Genomic DNA, 17764 nt, shown 5'->3' with positions numbered 1-17764 from the left:
TCGCCACCTCCTGTGCGGCATTTTTGAAACTTAGTTTGCGCCCGCGGCTTTGTATTTCTCTGCGAGCTGCTGTTTGACGGTCTCGTTGGAGAGGTATTCGTCGTAGGTCGAGATGCGGTCGACGACGCCGACGGGGGTGATCTCGATGATGCGGTTTGCGACGGTCTGCGTGAACTCGTGGTCGCGCGATGCGAAGAGGATCGTGCCGCCGAACGACATCAGCCCATTGTTGAGGGCGGTGATGGACTCGAGGTCGAGGTGATCCGTCGGCTCGTCAAAGAGGAGGACGTTCGCACCCGAGAGCATCATGCGCGAGAGCATACAGCGGACGCGCTCGCCGCCGGAGAGCACCTCGGCGCGTTTTTGACTCTCCTCGCCGGAAAAGAGCATCCGCCCGAGGAAGCCGCGGACGAAGGTCTCGTCCGGATCCTTGGAATACTGGCGCAGCCAGTCCACGAGGTTCAGCTTTACGCCGTCAAAATACGCGTTGTTGTCGGCGGGCAGGTAGGTCTGCGTCGTTGTGACGCCCCATTTGAACGTGCCCTCGTCTGCAGTCTCTTCGCCCATGAGGATCTTGAACAGCATGGTCTTTGCCGCGCCGTTCGGTCCGACAAAGGCGACCTTGTCGCCCTTTTTGAGGGTAAAGCTGACGTTCTTGAAGAGCTGACGCCCGTCGAGCTCCTTGGAGAGCCCCTCGACGGTCAGCAGCTGATCGCCCGCCTCGCGGTCGGGTGTAAATGCGATGTAGGGGTAGCGGCGTGCCGACGGCTTGATGTCCTCCAGCGTGATGCGTTCGAGGAGCTTCTTGCGCGAGGTTGCCTGCCGGGATTTTGCGGCGTTCGCGGCAAAGCGCTGGATGAAGGTTTGGAGCTCTTTGATCTTCTCCTCTTTCTTCTTGTTTGCGTCTTTCGCCATCTGGAGCGCGAGCTGACTCGACTGATACCAGAAATCGTAGTTGCCCGCATACAGTTCGATTTTCCCAAAATCCACGTCGCAGATATAGGTGCAGACTTGGTTGAGGAAGTGGCGGTCATGCGAAACGACGATGACCGTGTTCGGGAAGTCCGCGAGGAAGTTTTCGAGCCAGTTGATGGACGAGACGTCGAGATGGTTCGTCGGCTCGTCGAGCAGGAGGATGTCGGGCGCGCCGAAGAGCGCCTGTGCGAGCAGGACGCGCACCTTTTCCGCCGCCGCGAGTTCGTTCATCTTGAGGTGATGCTTCGCGTCGGGGATGCCGAGTCCGTTGAGGAGCTGTGCCGCCTCGGTCTCCGCGTTCCAGCCGTCGAGCTCGGCGAACTCCGCCTCTAGCTCGGAGGCGCGCATTCCGTCCTCGTCGGAGAAATCCGCCTTTTCGTAAAGCGCGTCCTTCTCGTCCATGATCTCCACGAGACGCGCGTGTCCCATGATGACGGTGCGCAGCACCTCCACCTCGTCGAACGCGTAGTGATCCTGTTGGAGCACGGCGAGACGGTCACCCGCGGTGATGTCCACGATGCCGCCCGTCGGCTCGATCTCGCCCGAGAGGAGCTTGAGGAATGTCGATTTGCCCGCGCCGTTTGCGCCAATGATACCGTAGCAGTTGCCGGGCGTGAATTTCAGGTTGACATCCTTATAGAGGACGCGTTTGCCGAATTGTAAGCTCAGATTGTTGACTGTGATCATGTATGCCGTGCTCCTTCTCTATTTTTGCAGGATCGCGCGGAACATTGAGAGGATGCTCTGTCCGTAAGAGTCGCCGGGGACTGCCCAGCGTCCGTTGAGATCCTGCCAATGATCGAGTGTGCTTGTGCCGTAGACGTTCCGTACGAGTGTGTAGCGCGGGTCTATGACAGGGTGGACGGGTTTGCGGGTCGATGCGTAGGCGAGCAGATGTTGGATGTGTGCGCGCACGCCCATCTTCGAGGTAGGGAAATAAGCTCCCTTCACCGCCGTGCTCGTCGTCCCGAGCCCGCAGTAATTATTCTGATCCGGGGACACCGTGCCGCCGTAGCGGAAAAATCCCGTCTCCTTGAGTGCCTGAGCAAAGGCGACGTCCGGGCGGATGCCCTCGCGCGCACCTTCCTCATAGTAGTAGGAGACAAGCTCGCGCGGCGAGACGGAGATGGCGGGATGCGGGTTCACGCTTAGGAGATAGTCGACGCATTGTTCCTCCGTCGCGAGCGGCGTGCCAATGATCGCGGTGTCGTACGCTGAGAGGGTACGCGGCACGCTGAATACCGGTTCCCCCTCTGCAGGTGCGGGCGGCGCCGTCTCCTGCAGGAGCGCGTTGATACGCGCGCGAAAATCTGCCTTTTTCGGTGCGTCGGCCGTGCGCTCCGTATGTACCTTTGTCGCGGTCGCAGGATCGTGGGCACGGCGCGCGTCCGCCGTGACGGACGCGGTGAGGAGTGAGATACTGAGAGCTGCGGCAGTGACGCCGCACAGAACAATTTCCTTTCGCAAAGAAGTGAACCCCCTATATCGATGAGAATTTAACCAAGAAAAAGAAGAGCAGCAACGCGGCGAGGACGATCGTTCCCCGGCGCGTTTTGAGCCATGTGCCGCGCGCGATGCCGAGCAGGACGCAGACGAGCAGAGAATCCATCAGGGATACTCTGATGTCGTAGCTCGCGAGGAAGAAGATCGCGAGCACGAGGGCATCGCCCCATGTGAGCGGCTCCGGCGACGCCTGCAGGAGGCGCAGACCGCGCGTAAAGAGCATCAGTCCAAAGCAAAAGAGCGCGGCGGCAGGCATCGCGGGGAAATCCGCAATCGCCTGCACGAGCGGCGCGCACGGCAGCAGCAGGAAGAGCAATAGGGCAAAGGCACACGCCGTGAGCGGGATGCCCCCGATGCGCCCTTCCTCCCGCGCGGGAAGCACCGCCGAGAGCGGCGCGATCGTCAGCGGGAACGCCCCGAGGAGCGCCGCGCCGAAATTCGCGCCGATCAGCCGCGTCAGAACACGGTAGAAGCCGCGTTCCGACAACGACTCCACCGCGGCGAGCGATGCACCGCTCTCCACCATGAGCGCAAAAAGGAGCGTCACACCAACCGTGACAGCGGCTTCGATGCGCATGGGGAACGTGAACGCCCCGAGCGTTTGATCGAGTCCCTCCGGCAGGAGGAACGGCGCGGCGGGAATTTCCCAAAAGCCTTCGAGCAGCGTGAGCGCGCCGACGACCGCCATGCCGATGAGCACGGCGCCGCGCACGTGCATCGTATGCAGCACGAGCGTGAGCACGATGCCGACGATCGTGTAGTACATCAGCGGATCGGAGAGTGCGCCGCCCATTGTAAGCGCCCACGGCGAGGGGAGCAGGATGCGCGCGTAGAGGCACGCCGTCACGAGCATGGAGAATCCGAGCCCGAGGACGAGCCCCGTCCGGACAATCGGCGGCAGGAGATCGATCGGATGCGTCTCGCGCTCTGCATGAAAGAGCAGTGCGTAGAGCAGGGAAACAACGGCGACGATGCCGAGCGCTTCCTGCCACGCGAGCCCGCGCGCGATGATCTCCTCGTAGATGAGCCATGCCGCAATCGCGGGAGAGGGGAGCGCAATCAGCGTCCGCCCGCCGCGCGATATGAGCAGCGTGCCGAGCGCGGCGGAGACAATGCTCACCGCATATGCCGCCGGCAGCGGCACGCCCGCGCGCGCGAGCAAGGAAGCAACGAGGACGAGCGTGAGCGCGGCGACGAGGGCAAGCGGAAGCATCGCGCAGCACGCGCGCAGCATCGCTTTTTTGTCGCTGCTCATCACCGTTCTCCTAGCTTATCTGCCGTTGTCTAAAAAACATTTCTATTTTACCATAAAGAAAGAATTTGCACAAATAAGAATGGACAGACGCGGGGAAGTGCTGAAAAATGAGCGCGGAGCAACGAACAAGACCGATATGCTTGCGCTTGGTGCGGAAGCATATCGGTCTTGTTTTTTTGGGAAAAATTTTACTTCATGTAAATCCGCGAGACGTGTTTCGAGACGAGGCAAAGCACCTCATAGCTGATCGTACCCGCGCGTGCGGCGACTTCGTCGGCGGTGAGCGTCTCCGAACCGAAGAGCGTCACCACATCGCCGATCGCCGCCTCCGGGATGTCCGTCACGTCGATCATACACTGATCCATGCAGATGCGCCCCGCGATGGGGGCACGTCTCCCGTGCAGCTCTACCGAACCGCCCGCATATGCGCGCAGGAAACCGTCTGCGTAGCCGACCGAGATCGTCGCGATGCGCGTCTCCCGCGGGGCGATGAATGCTCGCCCGTAACCGACGGAGTCACCCGGCGCGACGGTCTTGATATAGACGATGCGCGCACAGAACTTCATCGCAGGGTGCAGCGTGATGGGGCGGGTGACTTCGTTCGACGGCCAGATGCCGTACTGGATGATGCCCGCACGCACCATATCAAAATGTACGTCCGGCAGATCGAGAATCGCCGCCGATTCTGCGATGTGCCGGATGGGGATGTGGATGCCCGCGCGCTCGATGGCATCGCATGCCTCTGCAAAGAGACGAACTTGCTGCATCGCAAAGGACTTGTCCGCAGTGTCGGCGAGGGCGAAATGGGAGAACACTCCTTCGAGCTCCACGTTCGGGAGGGAGATGATCGCCCGCGCCATTGACGCCGCATCTTCGGGACGGACGCCAATGCGCCCAAGCCCCGTGTCGACCGCGAGATGCACCTTGACCGTTTTATTCTGACAGACGGCTTCCGCAGAGAGCGCCTCTGCAAGATCAAGACGGCAGACGGTCTGTGTGATGTCCGCGTCGACGATGTCAAAGGAGTTTTCCGCCTTCGTCAGTCCTAGGATGAGGAGCGGCGTTGTAAAGCCCGCCTCGCGCAGCTTCAGCGCCTCAGAAATTGTAGCGAGCGCCAGATATTCTGCGCCGGCGGCAATCGCCTTGCGTGCCACGGCGATCGCACCGTGCCCGTAAGCGTCTGCCTTGACGACTGCACAGAGTTTTGCATCCTTTTGAATATGTTTACGTATTTCGCTGTAGTTATGTGCGATTGCACCGAGATTGATCTCGACCCATGCCGCGCGACTGGGCATAGATGCACTCCCTTTCAAAAATCATTGTATGATTGCGGTTTCTTTGTGGTTCCTGCCTATTCTACCGTACGTTGCGCCATTATGCAATGTATTCATCTCGTGATGAAAGATTTTTGCACGAAAAAAGTGCGCGGGTGTTTCTAAAAGGCAGCGTGATGCGGTGAACAATTAAAAAACCGGGATGCCGACGCGTATGCGAGGGTATCCCGGCCATGAGGAATATCAACGGGGATTATTTTTTCTCCCAGCAGCGATGCTTTTCAGCGTAGGTGTAATAGAACCCAAGCCCGAGCAGCAGCAGGACGAAGAAGATGACGTTTGTCGTAACGGACAGCGCGTAGATCAGGTAGATGCAGACTACGATGCCGATCGGGGCAAGGACGTAGAGCATCGGGAACCGGAACGTGCGCGGCAGTTCGGGCGCATTGCGGCGCAGGGCGATGAGCCCGACAAAGACGAGCAGGAACGCCGTCAAAACGCCCGTATTCGCCAGCTCGACGATGTAGAGCATCGGAACGCAGCCCGCAATGATCGCAATTGAGAGCGAGCCGACGAGCGTGATGACGTACGGTGTGCCATAGTCCTCATGGATTTTGCAGAGAGCCATGGGCAGGAAGCCGTCGCGCGACATTGCGAAGAAGACGCGTGCCTGTCCGAAGATGTAGACGATGAGTGTCGTGATCATGCCCGCGAGGATGCCAACGGTGACGAAGTTCGCAAGCCCCGTATAGCCGATGAGCCGCAGACAGTACGCGACGGGATCTGCACGATCGAGATCTGTGTAGTTGATGGTTGCCGTGAGGACGAGCGCGACGGCGGCATAGAGGCAGATGCAGACGAAGATAGAGAGCACAATGCCAATCGGCAGACTCTTCTCCGGTGTCTTGCATTCTTCCGCCGAGGTTGCTACGGTGTCAAATCCCATAAAGGAGAAGAATACGACGGCAGCTCCTGCCATGATCCCTCCGGGGCCAAACGGCAGGAAGGGATCCAGATTATCCGCAACAGCATGGGGGGCGGTGACGGCGACAAAAGCAACGATCGCGCAGAGTGTAATGAGGATCAGCGCCATGTTGAGCTTTGCACTTTCCTTTGTGCCGTGCGCCAGGATCAGCCCCAGTACGAGCGTGATGACCACGGCGGGGAGATTGATGAGACCGCCCTCCGGCATGGTTGTCGTCAGCGCTTTTGGGATCTCCATCCCGAGCGACGCCATCATGCCTGAGAAATAGGCGGAGAATCCAACGGCAACTGCACTCGCCGTGACGATGTAGCCGATGATGAGCGACCATCCGCAGAGGAACGCCATGCCCTCGCCGAGCGAGGCAAAGGTATAGGCATACGCGCTGCCCGCGACGGGGATCAGTGAGGCCAGCTCCGCATATGCAAGACCGACCAGCATACAGAGAAGTCCTGCGGCAATGAACGATAGGACAATGCCAGGACCGGCGTATTTCGCGGCACCAATACCTGTCAGGACGAAGACGCCTGCGCCGATGATGCCGCCGATGCCAAGGAAGGTGAGATCAAGAGTGCTGAGCGTGCGGATCAGCTTACTGCCCTCACGCTGCGCACTGAAGTCCTCCAGTGTTTTCTTTTTCCAGAAATGCATAAAACTCTCCCACTTTTTTTACAAAAGGAGCTGTTTCACGGAGCACGGAGATGCACGGTGAAACAGCTCTTCAGGATTCAATCGTTCAAGGGATTAGAGGAACTTGTCAATTTCCTCGAACGGAATGTTCAGCGCCTCGGAGACGGCTTTGTTCGTCAGATGGCCGTCCACGGTGTTGAGACCGGATTTGAGTCCCGGCACTTCCTTAAGCGCAGCCTTGTAGCCCTTCGATGCGATAGCGACCGCATAGGGAATGGTTGCGTTCGTGATGCCGAGCGTGGAGGTGCGGGAAACGGCACCCGGGATGTTTGCGACGGAGTAGTGAATGACGCCGTGCTTCTCGAACGTCGGATCCTCATGCGTCGTCACATGATCGCAGGTCTCGATGGAGCCGCCCTGATCGATGGCGACGTCAACGATGACGGAACCCTTCTTCATGGTCTTGACCATATCCTCGGTGACGAGGGTCGGGGTACGGCCGCCCGGAACGAGTACGGAGCCGATGAGCAGGTCTGCCTCGCGCACCCACTTTGCGATGTTGTAGCTCGAGGAGTACTCTGTGATCACGCGGCCGCCAAAGATCTCGTCGAGATAACGCAGACGCTCAATGGAGAGGTCGATGATGGTGACGCGTGCACCGAGACCGACGGCGATCTTCGCCGCGTTCGTGCCGACGTTGCCGCCGCCGATGATGACGACCTGTCCCGCCGCAACGCCTGCGATGCCGCCGAGGAGAACGCCGCTGCCGCCGTAACGGCTCTCAAGGAACTGTGCACCGATCTGTACGGACATACGCCCTGCGATCTCGCTCATCGGAGCGAGGAGGGGGAGTCCGACGCCGTTTCTGCCGAGGACGGTTTCATAAGCAATGCCGACAACCTTCTTCTTGAGGAGCGCTTCGGTCAGCGCCGGCTCTGCCGCGAGGTGAAGGTAGGTGAAGAGGATCTGTCCCTCGTGGAAGAGATCGTATTCGGATTCGAGCGGCTCTTTGACCTTGACGATCATTTCTGATTTATCGAAGAGCGCCTTCTTATCCGAGATGATTTCTGCTCCAACTGCCTTGTAATCGGCATCGGTGAACCCGCTGCCGACCCCGGCGCCCTCTTCGATCAGTACCGTGTGACCGGCACGGCGCATTGCCTCGACACCCGCAGGGGTCATACCGACGCGGAACTCATTGTTCTTGATTTCCTTCGAAACGCCAACAATCATGCTTTTTCCTCCTACACATACATAACAGAAGGTTTACACGGCAGGTAAACGTTGCAAATTACCCTAGTTAGCATTTTATTATAATTCAGATAGTTTTGTCAAGTAAAAAGAATCGCATTTACTTTTGTATACATAAGATTCTTTTGGCGGTATTGGGTCAAACTTGGACACAACAACCGGCACAAGCTGCTGCGCCGGTTGTTCGTATTCGGTGATTAATTTTGTCGTGTCGTTCCCTTTAATGCGATGAACATTGCGATAAGGGCAAAGACGGCGCAGGCGAAGAGGAAATAGAGGGCGTTCAGGCTTCCGGTCATGGTACCGTCCGGGAGCGACGCGGGGACGGTTTGCTGTCCTGCCGCGACGATGCTCGAGACGACGGCGGTTCCGACTGCACCTGCGAGCTGCTGGAGCGTGTTGCAGACGGCATTTCCGTCACTTTGGCGTGCGGACGTAAGCAAGCGCACACCGTTCGTCATAATGTTGCCTGCTGCAAATCCTTGTCCAATTGTATAGACAACATAGATCACCGTGAGGGAGAGCGTTGTCGATGCAGGGAGGGCGAGTGCGAAGGACAGTGCGGCGAGGGCAATCAGCGTGCAGCCGAAGAGGATGGGGCGGCGTGCTCCGTACGTGTCGAGCATACGACCGCCGAACGGGGCGAGAATCGCGCCGACAATACACCCCGGCAGGAGGATACAGCCTGCGGTGAAGGGGGATTCTCCATGTACGAGCTGAGAAAAGTTCGGCAGGAGAAAACCGAGTCCGAGTGTGATGAACTGAACGAGGAGGAGCGCGAGAACGCTGAGTGTAAAGCGGGCGTCGCCAAAGATGGAGAGCCGGATGAGCGGTGATTTGCTCCCGCTTGACCGCCGGGCGAATGCGGCGAGGAGCAGGATAAATGCAGCGAGGAGGGCAAGAATTTTTGGATCGCTCCAGCCGTCGTCTCCTGCGAAACTCGTTGCGAGAATGAGTGCGATAAATCCCAATGAGAGGAAAACGTAAGACAACGCATCAAAGGAGGGACGATTGAGCGCAGACGATTGGCGAATCGCATACATGCCCGCGATAAATGAAAGCATGAGGACGGGGAGCAGCGAGAGAAAGATTTCGCGCCATCCAAAGGTCTCGACAACCCACCCGCCGAAGGACGGCCCCACGGCAGGAGCAAGCGCACAGATGAGCGAGGCGACGCCCATCATCATTCCCGTACGGTCGAGCGGTGCCTGCTCGAGCACAATATTGAACATGAGAGGGAGGGCAATGCCCGTTCCCACACCTTGCAGCAGGCGTCCGACGAGGAGCATGGCGAAACTGTTCGCGGATGCTCCCAGCAGCGTGCCGATGAGAAAGAGGAGACTCGCCGTGAAGAACAGCCGCCGCATTGCGTATCGTGCCTTGAGAAAAGCCGAGAGCGGGATGATCACGGCAAGCATGAGCAGATAGACCGTCGTGATCCACTGAACGACGGAGATACCGATGTCAAATTCCTGCATCAGCGTCGGGAAGGTGACGTTCATTGCCGTCTCAATGACGACGCCTGTAAAGGACATCAGACCCGCCACGAGGAGGGAGAGCAGGAGCTTTGCGTCAATACGGCGTTCGAATTGAAATTCCGATGACATAGGTGATCCTTTCTGAAAATATATGCTGTGTGAGATGAAATAAAGAAACAGAGCAAAGACATATGCTCTGTTTCTTTATTTATTCAATCGAAGTTTTAGATATTCAGCGGACGATATTCGGGTGTCCAGCGGATCGCGTCGATTGCCTTGCCGATGTCTGTTTGTTCGGCGAGTCCTTCTTCGACGGCACATGCGGCGACCTTCTCTGCGACAGTGCGCGAGAATTCGGTGAGACGCGAGACGGGCGGCAGCACGGCGGCGCCGGGGGCGTCAGGGTCAACGAGTCCGCCAAGTGCGTGTGCGGCGGCGGAGATCATGCGGTCGCTGAGCCGTTTTGCCCGCACAGCAAGCACGCCGAGACCGACGCCCGGGTAGATGAGCGCGTTGTTCGCCTGTCCGATGCGGTAGGTGACGCCGCCAAAGTCAATGGGATCGTACGGGATGCCCGTTGCAATCAGTGCCTTTCCGTCCGTCCATCGGAGAAGATCCTGCGCAGTCGCTTCGGCGAGTTTGGTCGGGTTGCTGAGCGGGAAGATGATGGGGCGCGCGGTATGTGACGCCATTTCCTTCACAACCGCTTCGCTGAATGTGCCGGGGGCAGTGGAAGTGCCGACGAGAATCGTCGGATGTACCGCCCGCACGGCACCGAGGAGATCGGCGCTCGGCGCTCCCTGCGGGAACTCGCTGCGGCTGCGGGCAAAGGGGCGCTGCTCCTCGGTGAGATCGTTCATATCGTCAAAGAGCAGCCCCTGCCGATCCACAAGGTAGAATCTCCTGCGCGCCTCCTCCGGGGAAAGCCCCTGCGCGATCATTTCGCTCATGATAAGATTTGCGATGCCGACGCCCGCCGTACCCGCGCCAAAGCACATGTAGGTCTGATCCGTCAGTTTTTCCTTGCTGATGCGCAGGGCACCGAGGATGCCCGCAAGCGAGATGATGCCCGTTCCCTGCACGTCATCGTTGAACGTGGCAATGCGCGGGCGGTATTCGCGCAGGAGGGCGGTCGCGTGATCGCGCCCAAAGTCTTCAAAATGCAGGTAGAGATCGGGAAAGAGGCTCTCCGCGGCGTCCACAAAGGAGGCAACGACGCGGTGATAGGCATCGCCCGTGAGTCGATTCTTTCGCACGCCGAGATAGAGCGGATCATCCAGAAGAGTCTTGCGATTCGTGCCGACGTCGAGCACAACGGGGAGTACGCAGGCGGGATCGATGCCCGCAGCCGCAGTGTAGACCATGAGCTTGCCGACGGAGATATCGACGCCGTTTGTTCCCCAGTCGCCGATGCCCAGAATCTCCTCGGCATCCGTGACGACGATCAGACGGATTTTGCGATCGCCCGCAGCACGGCGGAGGATATCCTTGAACTGTGCTTCATCATTCTCGGTGAGGTAGACGGCGTACTCCGGATCAATAAATTCGTGGCTGTACCCTTCGATGCTCTCGGCGATGACGGGATCGTAGACGATGGGCATCATCTCTTCGACGTGCTCCGCAAACACCTTGAAGAAGAGCGTGCGGTTGATGGAGAAGATGCGCATGAGGTACTCGCGTTTTTGCAGGGGCGACGCTTTCTTTTGATAGAGTTCATACGCCTGCGCCGCCTGCTCCTCGAGCGTCTGCACGGCGGGCGGCAGGAGTCCGCGCAGACCGAGGCGGTCGCGTTCCTCCTCGGTGAAGGCGCTTCCTTTGTTGAGGAACGGATTGTTCAGAATGTCATACGGTGTCATGATAGATCCTCCCATGTCCCATATATCTAAAAGCTAAATCTAGCATAACACAAAACGAGACGTTTTGGTGCAGGAAAATTGGTGAGTACGTAAAAATACCCTGCGTGGAAATGCCGCACAGGGATGTTGTGTGAGATTAGACCTCTGCTTCGCGCGCCGCGATGATGGCGTCGATTTCGCGCTGTTGTGCGCGCTCCATGCGTTTTTGGATGAAGATATTCGGGATGGAGACGCCGACGACGATGGCGAGGATGATGGTGATGCCGTCGACGCCGAAGCGCAGTGCCTCGAGCAGCTCCTCCACGGAGATGGTCTGTATGTGGAGGATGGCGAAGAGGAGTCGGTAGAGGAGGACGCACGGGACGAGCGGAATGACGGGCGGGATGATGAGGACGGTATTCGGCGTGTGGACGATGTGGATGATCTTCAGCGCGGCGATGCCGACGACGGCGGCGGCGACAAATGAGCCGATCGCCTGCGGCAGTCCGAACTCAAGCATGATGACGTTGCGGATCAGCATAGTCACGATGCCTTCGACGGCGACGACGGCAAGCAGTTTTTTCGGCGTGTTGAACATGATGGAGAAGCCGCCGGCCGCAAGCGCCGCCGCAATCGCTTGGTTGAGATAGGTATCCGTCGGCTGAATGTGGACGTCGGAGATGTTGTGGATCCCGGCGATGAGGATGGCAAACGCGATGCCGAAGGTGAGCCCGCCGATGATCAGCATGGTGTCCATGGCGCGCGTCATGCCGGACGTGATAAACCGATTGAGCATGTCGCTCGCGGCATTGACCGACGGGAACCCCGGCATCAGAAAGATGGTGCAGGCGACGAGCGCATACCACATCGTCTCCAGTCCGAGCGCCGTCGGGATGACCCATGCGCAGAGCGTGGCCGTAAAGCCCGTGATCATGGCGCAGGCATACGGGTTGAACGCATACCTCGTGCTGAGACGATGCGCGATGAAGCCGACGAGTGCCGCGATCGTTGCGACGAGCGCCTCGAGCCAGCTGCCCCCGAACAGCTTGCATGAGCCGCCGGAGCCGACGGCCGCGCCGAGTGCGATGAGCCACGCGGGGTAGCAGAGCGGGCGTTCCCGGATGCGCGCGATGGCGCGCTCGATGGGACGTATGGAGGTGTTGCCGCGCAGGATGCGCCAGGTGAGTTTGCTGACGGCGGCGATGACGGCGAGGTTGACGCCGTGCTTCATACACTTGCGGAACTGCGTGAAGGAGCGCTCGCCGTCGCTGACGCTCAGCATGAGGGTCGTATAGGTGACGTGGGACTGTATCTGGTCGGAGGGAATGCGCAGATGCGCGGCGGCGCGCGTCATATCGCGGATGATGCGCGCGCAGTCCGCGCCGCTCTCCATGAGTGTCTGCCCGATGTCAAGCAGAATTTTCATCTTGCGGTTGAGGGTCTTGTTGTCGTCGCTTTTCGCATTTTGAATGCGCGTTGTTTCCATAGAAGCTACCGTGTGCCTTTCTCATCTATTTACAACTTTTACACATTATAGCATAGAGCCTTGGAAGGGGGAACCGGATGAGGCACGATTTTGAAAGTTTTTCTCCATGGAAAGTACCGGAGACTATGGAAGCGGGACGGCGGCAAAACTTGTTTCGCCCCATTCGAATACGGCGCGTCCCGCTGTTTGATCGGTCAGCGCGCGGGCATGAGTGTCGCATTCTTCCGGGGGGAGGAGGAGCGTCAATGTCACGGTGTCCGTATAGACAGCATCGCCCATGTGGAGTGCGGCATCTCGGATATAGCGTTCGACAGAGCTGAGCAGGTCATAGCCGATGTGCAGGCGCAATGTGCGCAGGGGCGTCATACGTACTTTTGCAGCGGCATCGAGTCCGAGCCCCGCTGCGTGTGCATAGGCTCGGATAAGACCGCCGGCGCCGAGCTTGATGCCGCCGAAATAACGGACAACGGCAACGGCGGCGTTTGTGATGCCGCGCGCCTTGATCGCCGCGAGGATGGGACTGCCCGCCGTGCCGCCCGGCTCGCCGTCGTCGCTCGAGCGCTGCCTGTCGGCGGATGCACCGCAGACAAAGGCGTACGGCGTGTGGCGCGCGTCGAAATGCTTCTTTCGGATCTCCTCGAGCCAAACGCGAACAGAGCTCTCCTCCTCGGCGTGACGAACATAGGAGAGGAAGCGAGAGCGCTCAATTTCATACGCAACAGGGGAGACGCCTGCGATCGGCGTCTCCCCTGTCTTAACAGTTATATAGGATGCAATGGTCATTTGTTTTACGGTTGAAGTAGTCGACGATGGAGGCGTCGAGCAGAATGTAGGTCGGCCCCGTGCTCGCCGTGAGCTCGCCTGCTTGGAAGATGGGGCAGACGAAGCCGCGCCCGCCGAGGAAGTAGTTCACGGGAACCTCTTGGACGGATTTCTCCGGTCGGATGGGGGTGTTGCGGCCCTGCTCGTTGTAGAGGTGTCCGCTGACCGCTTCGCCGTCGAGATCAGACGGTGTGACATGCACGAAGAACGCGAGCGGGAGCCTCTGCCCCGTCTTTTTATAATAGACGAAGCCGTAGTCACGGCGCACGGGCGTGTTCTCGCGCAGGGCATAGCGCAGGTCGGAAAACGTCACGGAGAGGAAATTGTCGTCGTCGAGATGGACGCGATAGCCGAGCTCACCGCGGTAGAATGCGCCGCTCTCAAACTGCGCGCGGTAGCTTTCCGCGAACGCCCGGATATCGGCGTTGATGCGATCTGCGGCAGCCGTGTCGTCAAGACTGAGCACGGGATAGGCGACGGAGAGGTTTACCGCAGTCTCGCGGTGGTCGGTGACGGCAGCAGAAGAAATTCCCGCAGTGCCGAAAACGAGGGCGAGTGCAAGCAATAAGGCTCTAAATTTCATAATGTAACGGCCTCCTTAACTATGGATAATCAAATCATAATAAAAATTTACGTTTTTGTCAAATAAATGATAGTAATCGCCGCGGTCTTGTAGTATGATGAAAGCGGTTTTTTTAAGGACTGTGTTCAAATGCGAAGAAAGGTTGTGTTATCAAGGCAATGAGCGAATCGACCATGCAGCGGAAGCTGAAGCATCGGCATCTTCAGCTCATCTCCATCGGCGGTGTCATTGGGAGCGGATATTTTCTCGGTACGGGCTATGTGATCGAGCAGGCGGGACCTGCATCCGTGATCTCGTATCTGCTCGGTGGACTCATCGTCCTCGCGGTTATGCTCTGTCTCGCGGAACTTGCGGTAGAGAAACCGCTGTCCGGTTCGTTTGTTGTCTATGCGCGGGAAAATATTTCGGCGGCGTGGGCGTGCGGCGTCGGGTGGTCGTACTGGGTGACGTGGGTCTCCTATGTGCCCTCCGAGATGATTGCGGCGGGCATCATCATGAACTCATTCCTGCCCGAGGTCGGGACAATTTGGTGGGCAGTATTCTTCGGACTCATCGTGACGGTCATCAATCTGTTCCGTGTGGATAAATTTGGAGAGAGCGAGTTTTGGCTCTCGCTCTGCAAGATTCTTGCGCTCGTGGCGTTCAGTATCGTTGCGCTCCTCATTTGTCTCGGACTCATCGGGGAGGAGGGCTTTATCGGCACGCGCATCCTTCTCGGGAGCGGGGGCTTTGCTCCGCATGGATATTGGAGCATCGCGCTCACGATGGTCATTATCCTTGTCAACTTCCAGGGGGCGGAGATCATCGGGCTTGCGGCGGGGGAGACAGCGGATCCCGCGCGCAGCATTCCGTTCGCAGTGCGCAATGTGACGTGGCGCATCATCGCGCTCTACATCGTTCCCATTACGCTGCTCATCTCCATTCTGCCGTGGGATCGGGCAACGCTCACGGAGAGTGTGTTTGCAGCGGCGCTCGAGGCGCACGGATTTTCGCAGCTTGCGGCGTTCTTCTCTCTCGTTGTGCTGACGGCGGCGATCTCGTGCTCGAACTCGGGACTATACGGTGCGGCACGCACGGTTCATGCCCTCGCGACGATGGGGATGGCACCGCGGATACTCGGCGGCCTGAACGGGAAGGGAATTCCTTCGCGTGCAATCTATGCATCCATCGCTTTTTGCTGGGTGGTCATCGGCATTTATGCAGCGAACCCCCATGCTGCACTTTACACTTATCTGCTCGCGCTCTCCGGATTCTCGGGGGCGGCGGCGTGGATCTCGATCTGCTGGAGCCAATATCGGCGGCGGCGCACACTCGAGGCACGGGGCGAGGTCTCACTGCTGCGCTACCGTATGCCGCTGTTCCCCTATGTGACACTCTTCGGCATTTGGGCACAGGTGCTCTGTCTCGTGTTCATGATCTTTACGCCCGAACTGCGTGCCGCACTCTATCTTGGCGTACCGATGCTCATCGTACCGATGCTCGTCTATCGCGTTTTACACCGCACGCGCTGACGTGATATAATGAGGAAAACAGAGAGAGGGAGGAAGTAAATATGTTCGGTTTTTTGGGGAAGAAAAAAGAGGAGTCGGAAGTATCTCTCGCGGATCGGATTAAGGCAAAGCCGCTGACGTCCGGGGATACGCCCAAAGAGACGCCTGCCAAAGCACACGTGCCCTTTGAGGGGCTCGGGGCACCGGTCGGAGGCGCAGACATCAAGACAGCGTATCTTTCGCGCGCGGAGCTGACGGCGGAGCGGCTGCGGGAACTATATGACTTGCCGGGCGGACCTGCCGTTGTTTTGGGATTCGTTTCGGCGGATCTTTCAATGGAAGACGTCTCACGTGCCGTATCCGCCGCGTCACCGCCGAATGTGAAGATCCTTCTCATGACGACCTGCGGGGAGCTTGCCTATGAGCAGGGATCGCGTTCCTATTACTTAGATGCGAAGGAAGGGCGTGCAAAGATCCTGCTGCAGGCGTTCTCTCAGCGGATGATCGTGCAGTCGCATATGCTGACGCTCTCTCTGCATAACGACGACATGCGGCGGGGCGTGTCCGAGCTCACACCGGCAGAGCGTACCCGGCGCATACGTGAAGATCTGCGTCACGAGAGTATTCCGTTTCCGGTACGTTTTGACGATACGTTCGCCTTCGTTTATGTCGACGGGGTGAGTTCATGCGAATCCTTTGTGCTCAAGGGGATCTATGACGCAGGAATTTTGCCTTGTCCCTATATTGGCGGCAGTGCGGGCGGTGCGCTGGATTTCTCGCATACCTACATCTACGACGGGAAAAAGGTTCTTGAGAACCATGCGGCTGTTCTTGTTGTCAAGCTTGCCGAAAGTTACCGCTATGCAATATTTAAGACGCAGGCGGTAGAGGATACGGGGAAGAAGTGGACGGTCATCGGGTCAGATTCGACATTCCGCACTGTGGATACTGTTGCAGATGCTGACGGGCATCCTGTATCGTTTGCCGAAGTGCTGATGAAAGAGCTGCATGTTTCCGACATCTCCGGGCTTATAGATGCTATGGCAGGTTATAATTTTGCAACGCGCATCGGACGCGAACTTTGTATCCGGGCACTGCACAGCATCGATGAGAAGACCAAGAGCCTGCGCCTTTACTGCGATATCACGGCAGGGGAAGAAATCCGTCTGGTGCGCCGCACCAAGCTCATCGAAACCCTCAAAGCGGATTATCGCGCGTTCGCAAAGGGAAAACCGACGCCGATCGGTGCGGTGCTCAACGACTGTGTGTCGCGGCGGCTCGTTTTTTCGGCCGAACTGGCGGGCGCAGATCTCTTCGCGGGCATTCCTGTGGCAGGGTATTCCGCACTTGGCGAAATCTCGGGAGTACACCTCAACGAGACATTGACGGCAATTTTCTTTTATCGGATGTCCGGCGAAAAATTTGAAGATAATTATCTGGATCATTTTCCGACGATCTATGCAGACTGTCAAAAGTCGTTCCTCACGCGTGAAATCACCCACATGCAGATTATCGGCGATTTGAAGGACGGCATCATTGGTGAGTTCGCTTCCTATCGAAGCCAAATGGCGGGGCTGGCGGAGACGATGATGCGTGTCTCCGAGAGCGCCGGAAATGTTTCGGAACTTGTGGGGACGCTGAGCAGCAGTCTCGGCGGGCAGGGGGATATGACCAAAGAACTCCTTGGACGCAACGCTGAGATCACACCAAAGCTGCAGACCCTCACAGAGAGCACGAAGAAGATCGAACAGGTTATGCAGATGATTACGGAGATCTCGGCACAGATCAATCTCCTCGCGCTCAACGCGGCGATCGAAGCCGCTCGTGCAGGCGAGGCGGGACGCGGATTTGCCGTTGTGGCAGGAGAGGTACGAAAGCTCTCCGAGAATACGCGCGAACGCCTGGAGGCTTCCGATGAGGCGATTACGCAGCTCCTGCGCGATGTACAGGAGATTGACAAAATGCTTGCGACGAATCAAGAGTTTGAAGAGAAGGTCGAGACCTTTGAACACGGCTTTGACGGACAGATCGAGACCCTGCGTCGGAATCTCGACGGTGCGCTGAGCGCAGTTCAAAGTTCCGGCGCGTCCATCGAAAAAGCGGCAGAGCTCGGAGAGAGCCTAGGACGGCGCTTTGACGAATTGGAAGCGGTTCTCCGGTCGATTCGCTGAGAAACGTATCCATAAAAATGCGGTCAATT

General features: G+C 58.2%; 13 protein-coding genes. 2 read left to right on the top strand and 11 right to left on the bottom strand.

Going from position 1 to position 17764, the window contains the following annotated elements; all coding sequences use genetic code 11:
- Window positions 1–30: 30 nt before the first annotated feature.
- The 11 genes from HMPREF9162_RS06150 to HMPREF9162_RS06100 form a co-directional block, all read right to left on the bottom strand.
- Window positions 31–1662: an ABC-F family ATP-binding cassette domain-containing protein gene (locus tag HMPREF9162_RS06150; protein WP_009349324.1), complete on the bottom strand. Its 1632-nt coding sequence runs from the start codon at window positions 1660–1662 to the stop codon at window positions 31–33.
- An 18-nt stretch (window positions 1663–1680) separates the two neighbouring features.
- Window positions 1681–2442 (bottom strand): glucosaminidase domain-containing protein, encoded by a 762-nt coding sequence (locus HMPREF9162_RS06145; protein WP_009438767.1) that lies wholly within the window; start codon window positions 2440–2442, stop codon window positions 1681–1683.
- Between the two features lie 13 nt (window positions 2443–2455).
- Complete coding sequence (locus tag HMPREF9162_RS06140) at window positions 2456–3733, bottom strand: hypothetical protein (RefSeq protein ID WP_009438906.1); 1278 nt, start codon at window positions 3731–3733, stop codon at window positions 2456–2458.
- Window positions 3734–3921: 188 nt separating this feature from the next.
- On the bottom strand, window positions 3922–5028 hold the full coding sequence (gene alr / locus HMPREF9162_RS06135) for an alanine racemase (RefSeq protein WP_009438812.1): 1107 nt from the start codon (window positions 5026–5028) through the stop codon (window positions 3922–3924).
- Window positions 5029–5260: 232 nt separating this feature from the next.
- Window positions 5261–6640 (bottom strand): amino acid permease, encoded by a 1380-nt coding sequence (locus HMPREF9162_RS06130; RefSeq protein WP_009438688.1) that lies wholly within the window; start codon window positions 6638–6640, stop codon window positions 5261–5263.
- 93 nt (window positions 6641–6733) lie between these two features.
- Window positions 6734–7852, bottom strand: coding sequence for an alanine dehydrogenase (ald, locus tag HMPREF9162_RS06125; protein ID WP_009349319.1), 1119 nt, complete (start codon window positions 7850–7852; stop codon window positions 6734–6736).
- Window positions 7853–8067: 215 nt separating this feature from the next.
- Complete coding sequence (locus tag HMPREF9162_RS06120; protein ID WP_009438823.1) at window positions 8068–9477, bottom strand: DHA2 family efflux MFS transporter permease subunit; 1410 nt, start codon at window positions 9475–9477, stop codon at window positions 8068–8070.
- 95 nt (window positions 9478–9572) lie between these two features.
- Entirely contained in the window at window positions 9573–11204 is a 1632-nt protein-coding gene (locus tag HMPREF9162_RS06115; RefSeq protein ID WP_009438709.1) for a malolactic enzyme, read from the bottom strand.
- 136 nt (window positions 11205–11340) lie between these two features.
- Window positions 11341–12669, bottom strand: a complete 1329-nt coding sequence (locus HMPREF9162_RS06110) for a threonine/serine exporter ThrE family protein (protein WP_009438762.1) — start codon at window positions 12667–12669, stop codon at window positions 11341–11343.
- Window positions 12670–12792: 123 nt separating this feature from the next.
- Window positions 12793–13452 (bottom strand): YigZ family protein, encoded by a 660-nt coding sequence (locus HMPREF9162_RS06105; RefSeq protein ID WP_009438680.1) that lies wholly within the window; start codon window positions 13450–13452, stop codon window positions 12793–12795.
- Complete coding sequence (locus HMPREF9162_RS06100) at window positions 13424–14074, bottom strand: hypothetical protein (protein ID WP_009438632.1); 651 nt, start codon at window positions 14072–14074, stop codon at window positions 13424–13426. The genes HMPREF9162_RS06105 and HMPREF9162_RS06100 overlap by 29 nt, the downstream gene beginning before the upstream one ends.
- A gap of 158 nt (window positions 14075–14232) precedes the next feature.
- Here HMPREF9162_RS06100 and HMPREF9162_RS06095 point away from each other — a divergent pair, with 158 nt between their 5' ends.
- Entirely contained in the window at window positions 14233–15585 is a 1353-nt protein-coding gene (locus HMPREF9162_RS06095) for an amino acid permease (protein ID WP_009349310.1), read from the top strand.
- 41 nt (window positions 15586–15626) lie between these two features.
- On the top strand, window positions 15627–17735 hold the full coding sequence (locus tag HMPREF9162_RS06090) for a methyl-accepting chemotaxis protein (RefSeq protein ID WP_009438916.1): 2109 nt from the start codon (window positions 15627–15629) through the stop codon (window positions 17733–17735).
- The last annotated feature ends 29 nt before the right edge of the window (window positions 17736–17764 follow it).

Origin of the sequence: Selenomonas sp. oral taxon 137 str. F0430, assembly GCF_000183625.1 — a bacterium.
GTDB lineage: Bacteria > Bacillota > Negativicutes > Selenomonadales > Selenomonadaceae > Centipeda > Centipeda artemidis.
Note: the sequence above shows the minus strand (reverse complement) of the source record. Positions and strands in the feature narration are given on the sequence as shown.

Excerpts from the sequence above, each read along its gene's own strand:
- HMPREF9162_RS06115 (WP_009438709.1), bottom strand. The coding sequence starts at position 11,204 with ATGACACCGTATGACATTCTGAACAATCCGTTCCTCAACAAAGGAAGC.
- HMPREF9162_RS06140 (WP_009438906.1), bottom strand. The coding sequence starts at position 3,733 with ATGAGCAGCGACAAAAAAGCGATGCTGCGCGCGTGCTGCGCGATGCTT.
- HMPREF9162_RS06120 (WP_009438823.1), bottom strand. The coding sequence starts at position 9,477 with ATGTCATCGGAATTTCAATTCGAACGCCGTATTGACGCAAAGCTCCTG.
- HMPREF9162_RS06095 (WP_009349310.1), top strand. The coding sequence starts at position 14,233 with ATGAGCGAATCGACCATGCAGCGGAAGCTGAAGCATCGGCATCTTCAG.
- HMPREF9162_RS06105 (WP_009438680.1), bottom strand. The coding sequence starts at position 13,452 with ATGACCATTGCATCCTATATAACTGTTAAGACAGGGGAGACGCCGATC.
- HMPREF9162_RS06130 (WP_009438688.1), bottom strand. The coding sequence starts at position 6,640 with ATGCATTTCTGGAAAAAGAAAACACTGGAGGACTTCAGTGCGCAGCGT.
- ald (WP_009349319.1), bottom strand. The coding sequence starts at position 7,852 with ATGATTGTTGGCGTTTCGAAGGAAATCAAGAACAATGAGTTCCGCGTC.
- HMPREF9162_RS06150 (WP_009349324.1), bottom strand. The coding sequence starts at position 1,662 with ATGATCACAGTCAACAATCTGAGCTTACAATTCGGCAAACGCGTCCTC.
- HMPREF9162_RS06100 (WP_009438632.1), bottom strand. The coding sequence starts at position 14,074 with ATGAAATTTAGAGCCTTATTGCTTGCACTCGCCCTCGTTTTCGGCACT.
- HMPREF9162_RS06090 (WP_009438916.1), top strand. The coding sequence starts at position 15,627 with ATGTTCGGTTTTTTGGGGAAGAAAAAAGAGGAGTCGGAAGTATCTCTC.
- alr (WP_009438812.1), bottom strand. The coding sequence starts at position 5,028 with ATGCCCAGTCGCGCGGCATGGGTCGAGATCAATCTCGGTGCAATCGCA.
- HMPREF9162_RS06110 (WP_009438762.1), bottom strand. The coding sequence starts at position 12,669 with ATGGAAACAACGCGCATTCAAAATGCGAAAAGCGACGACAACAAGACC.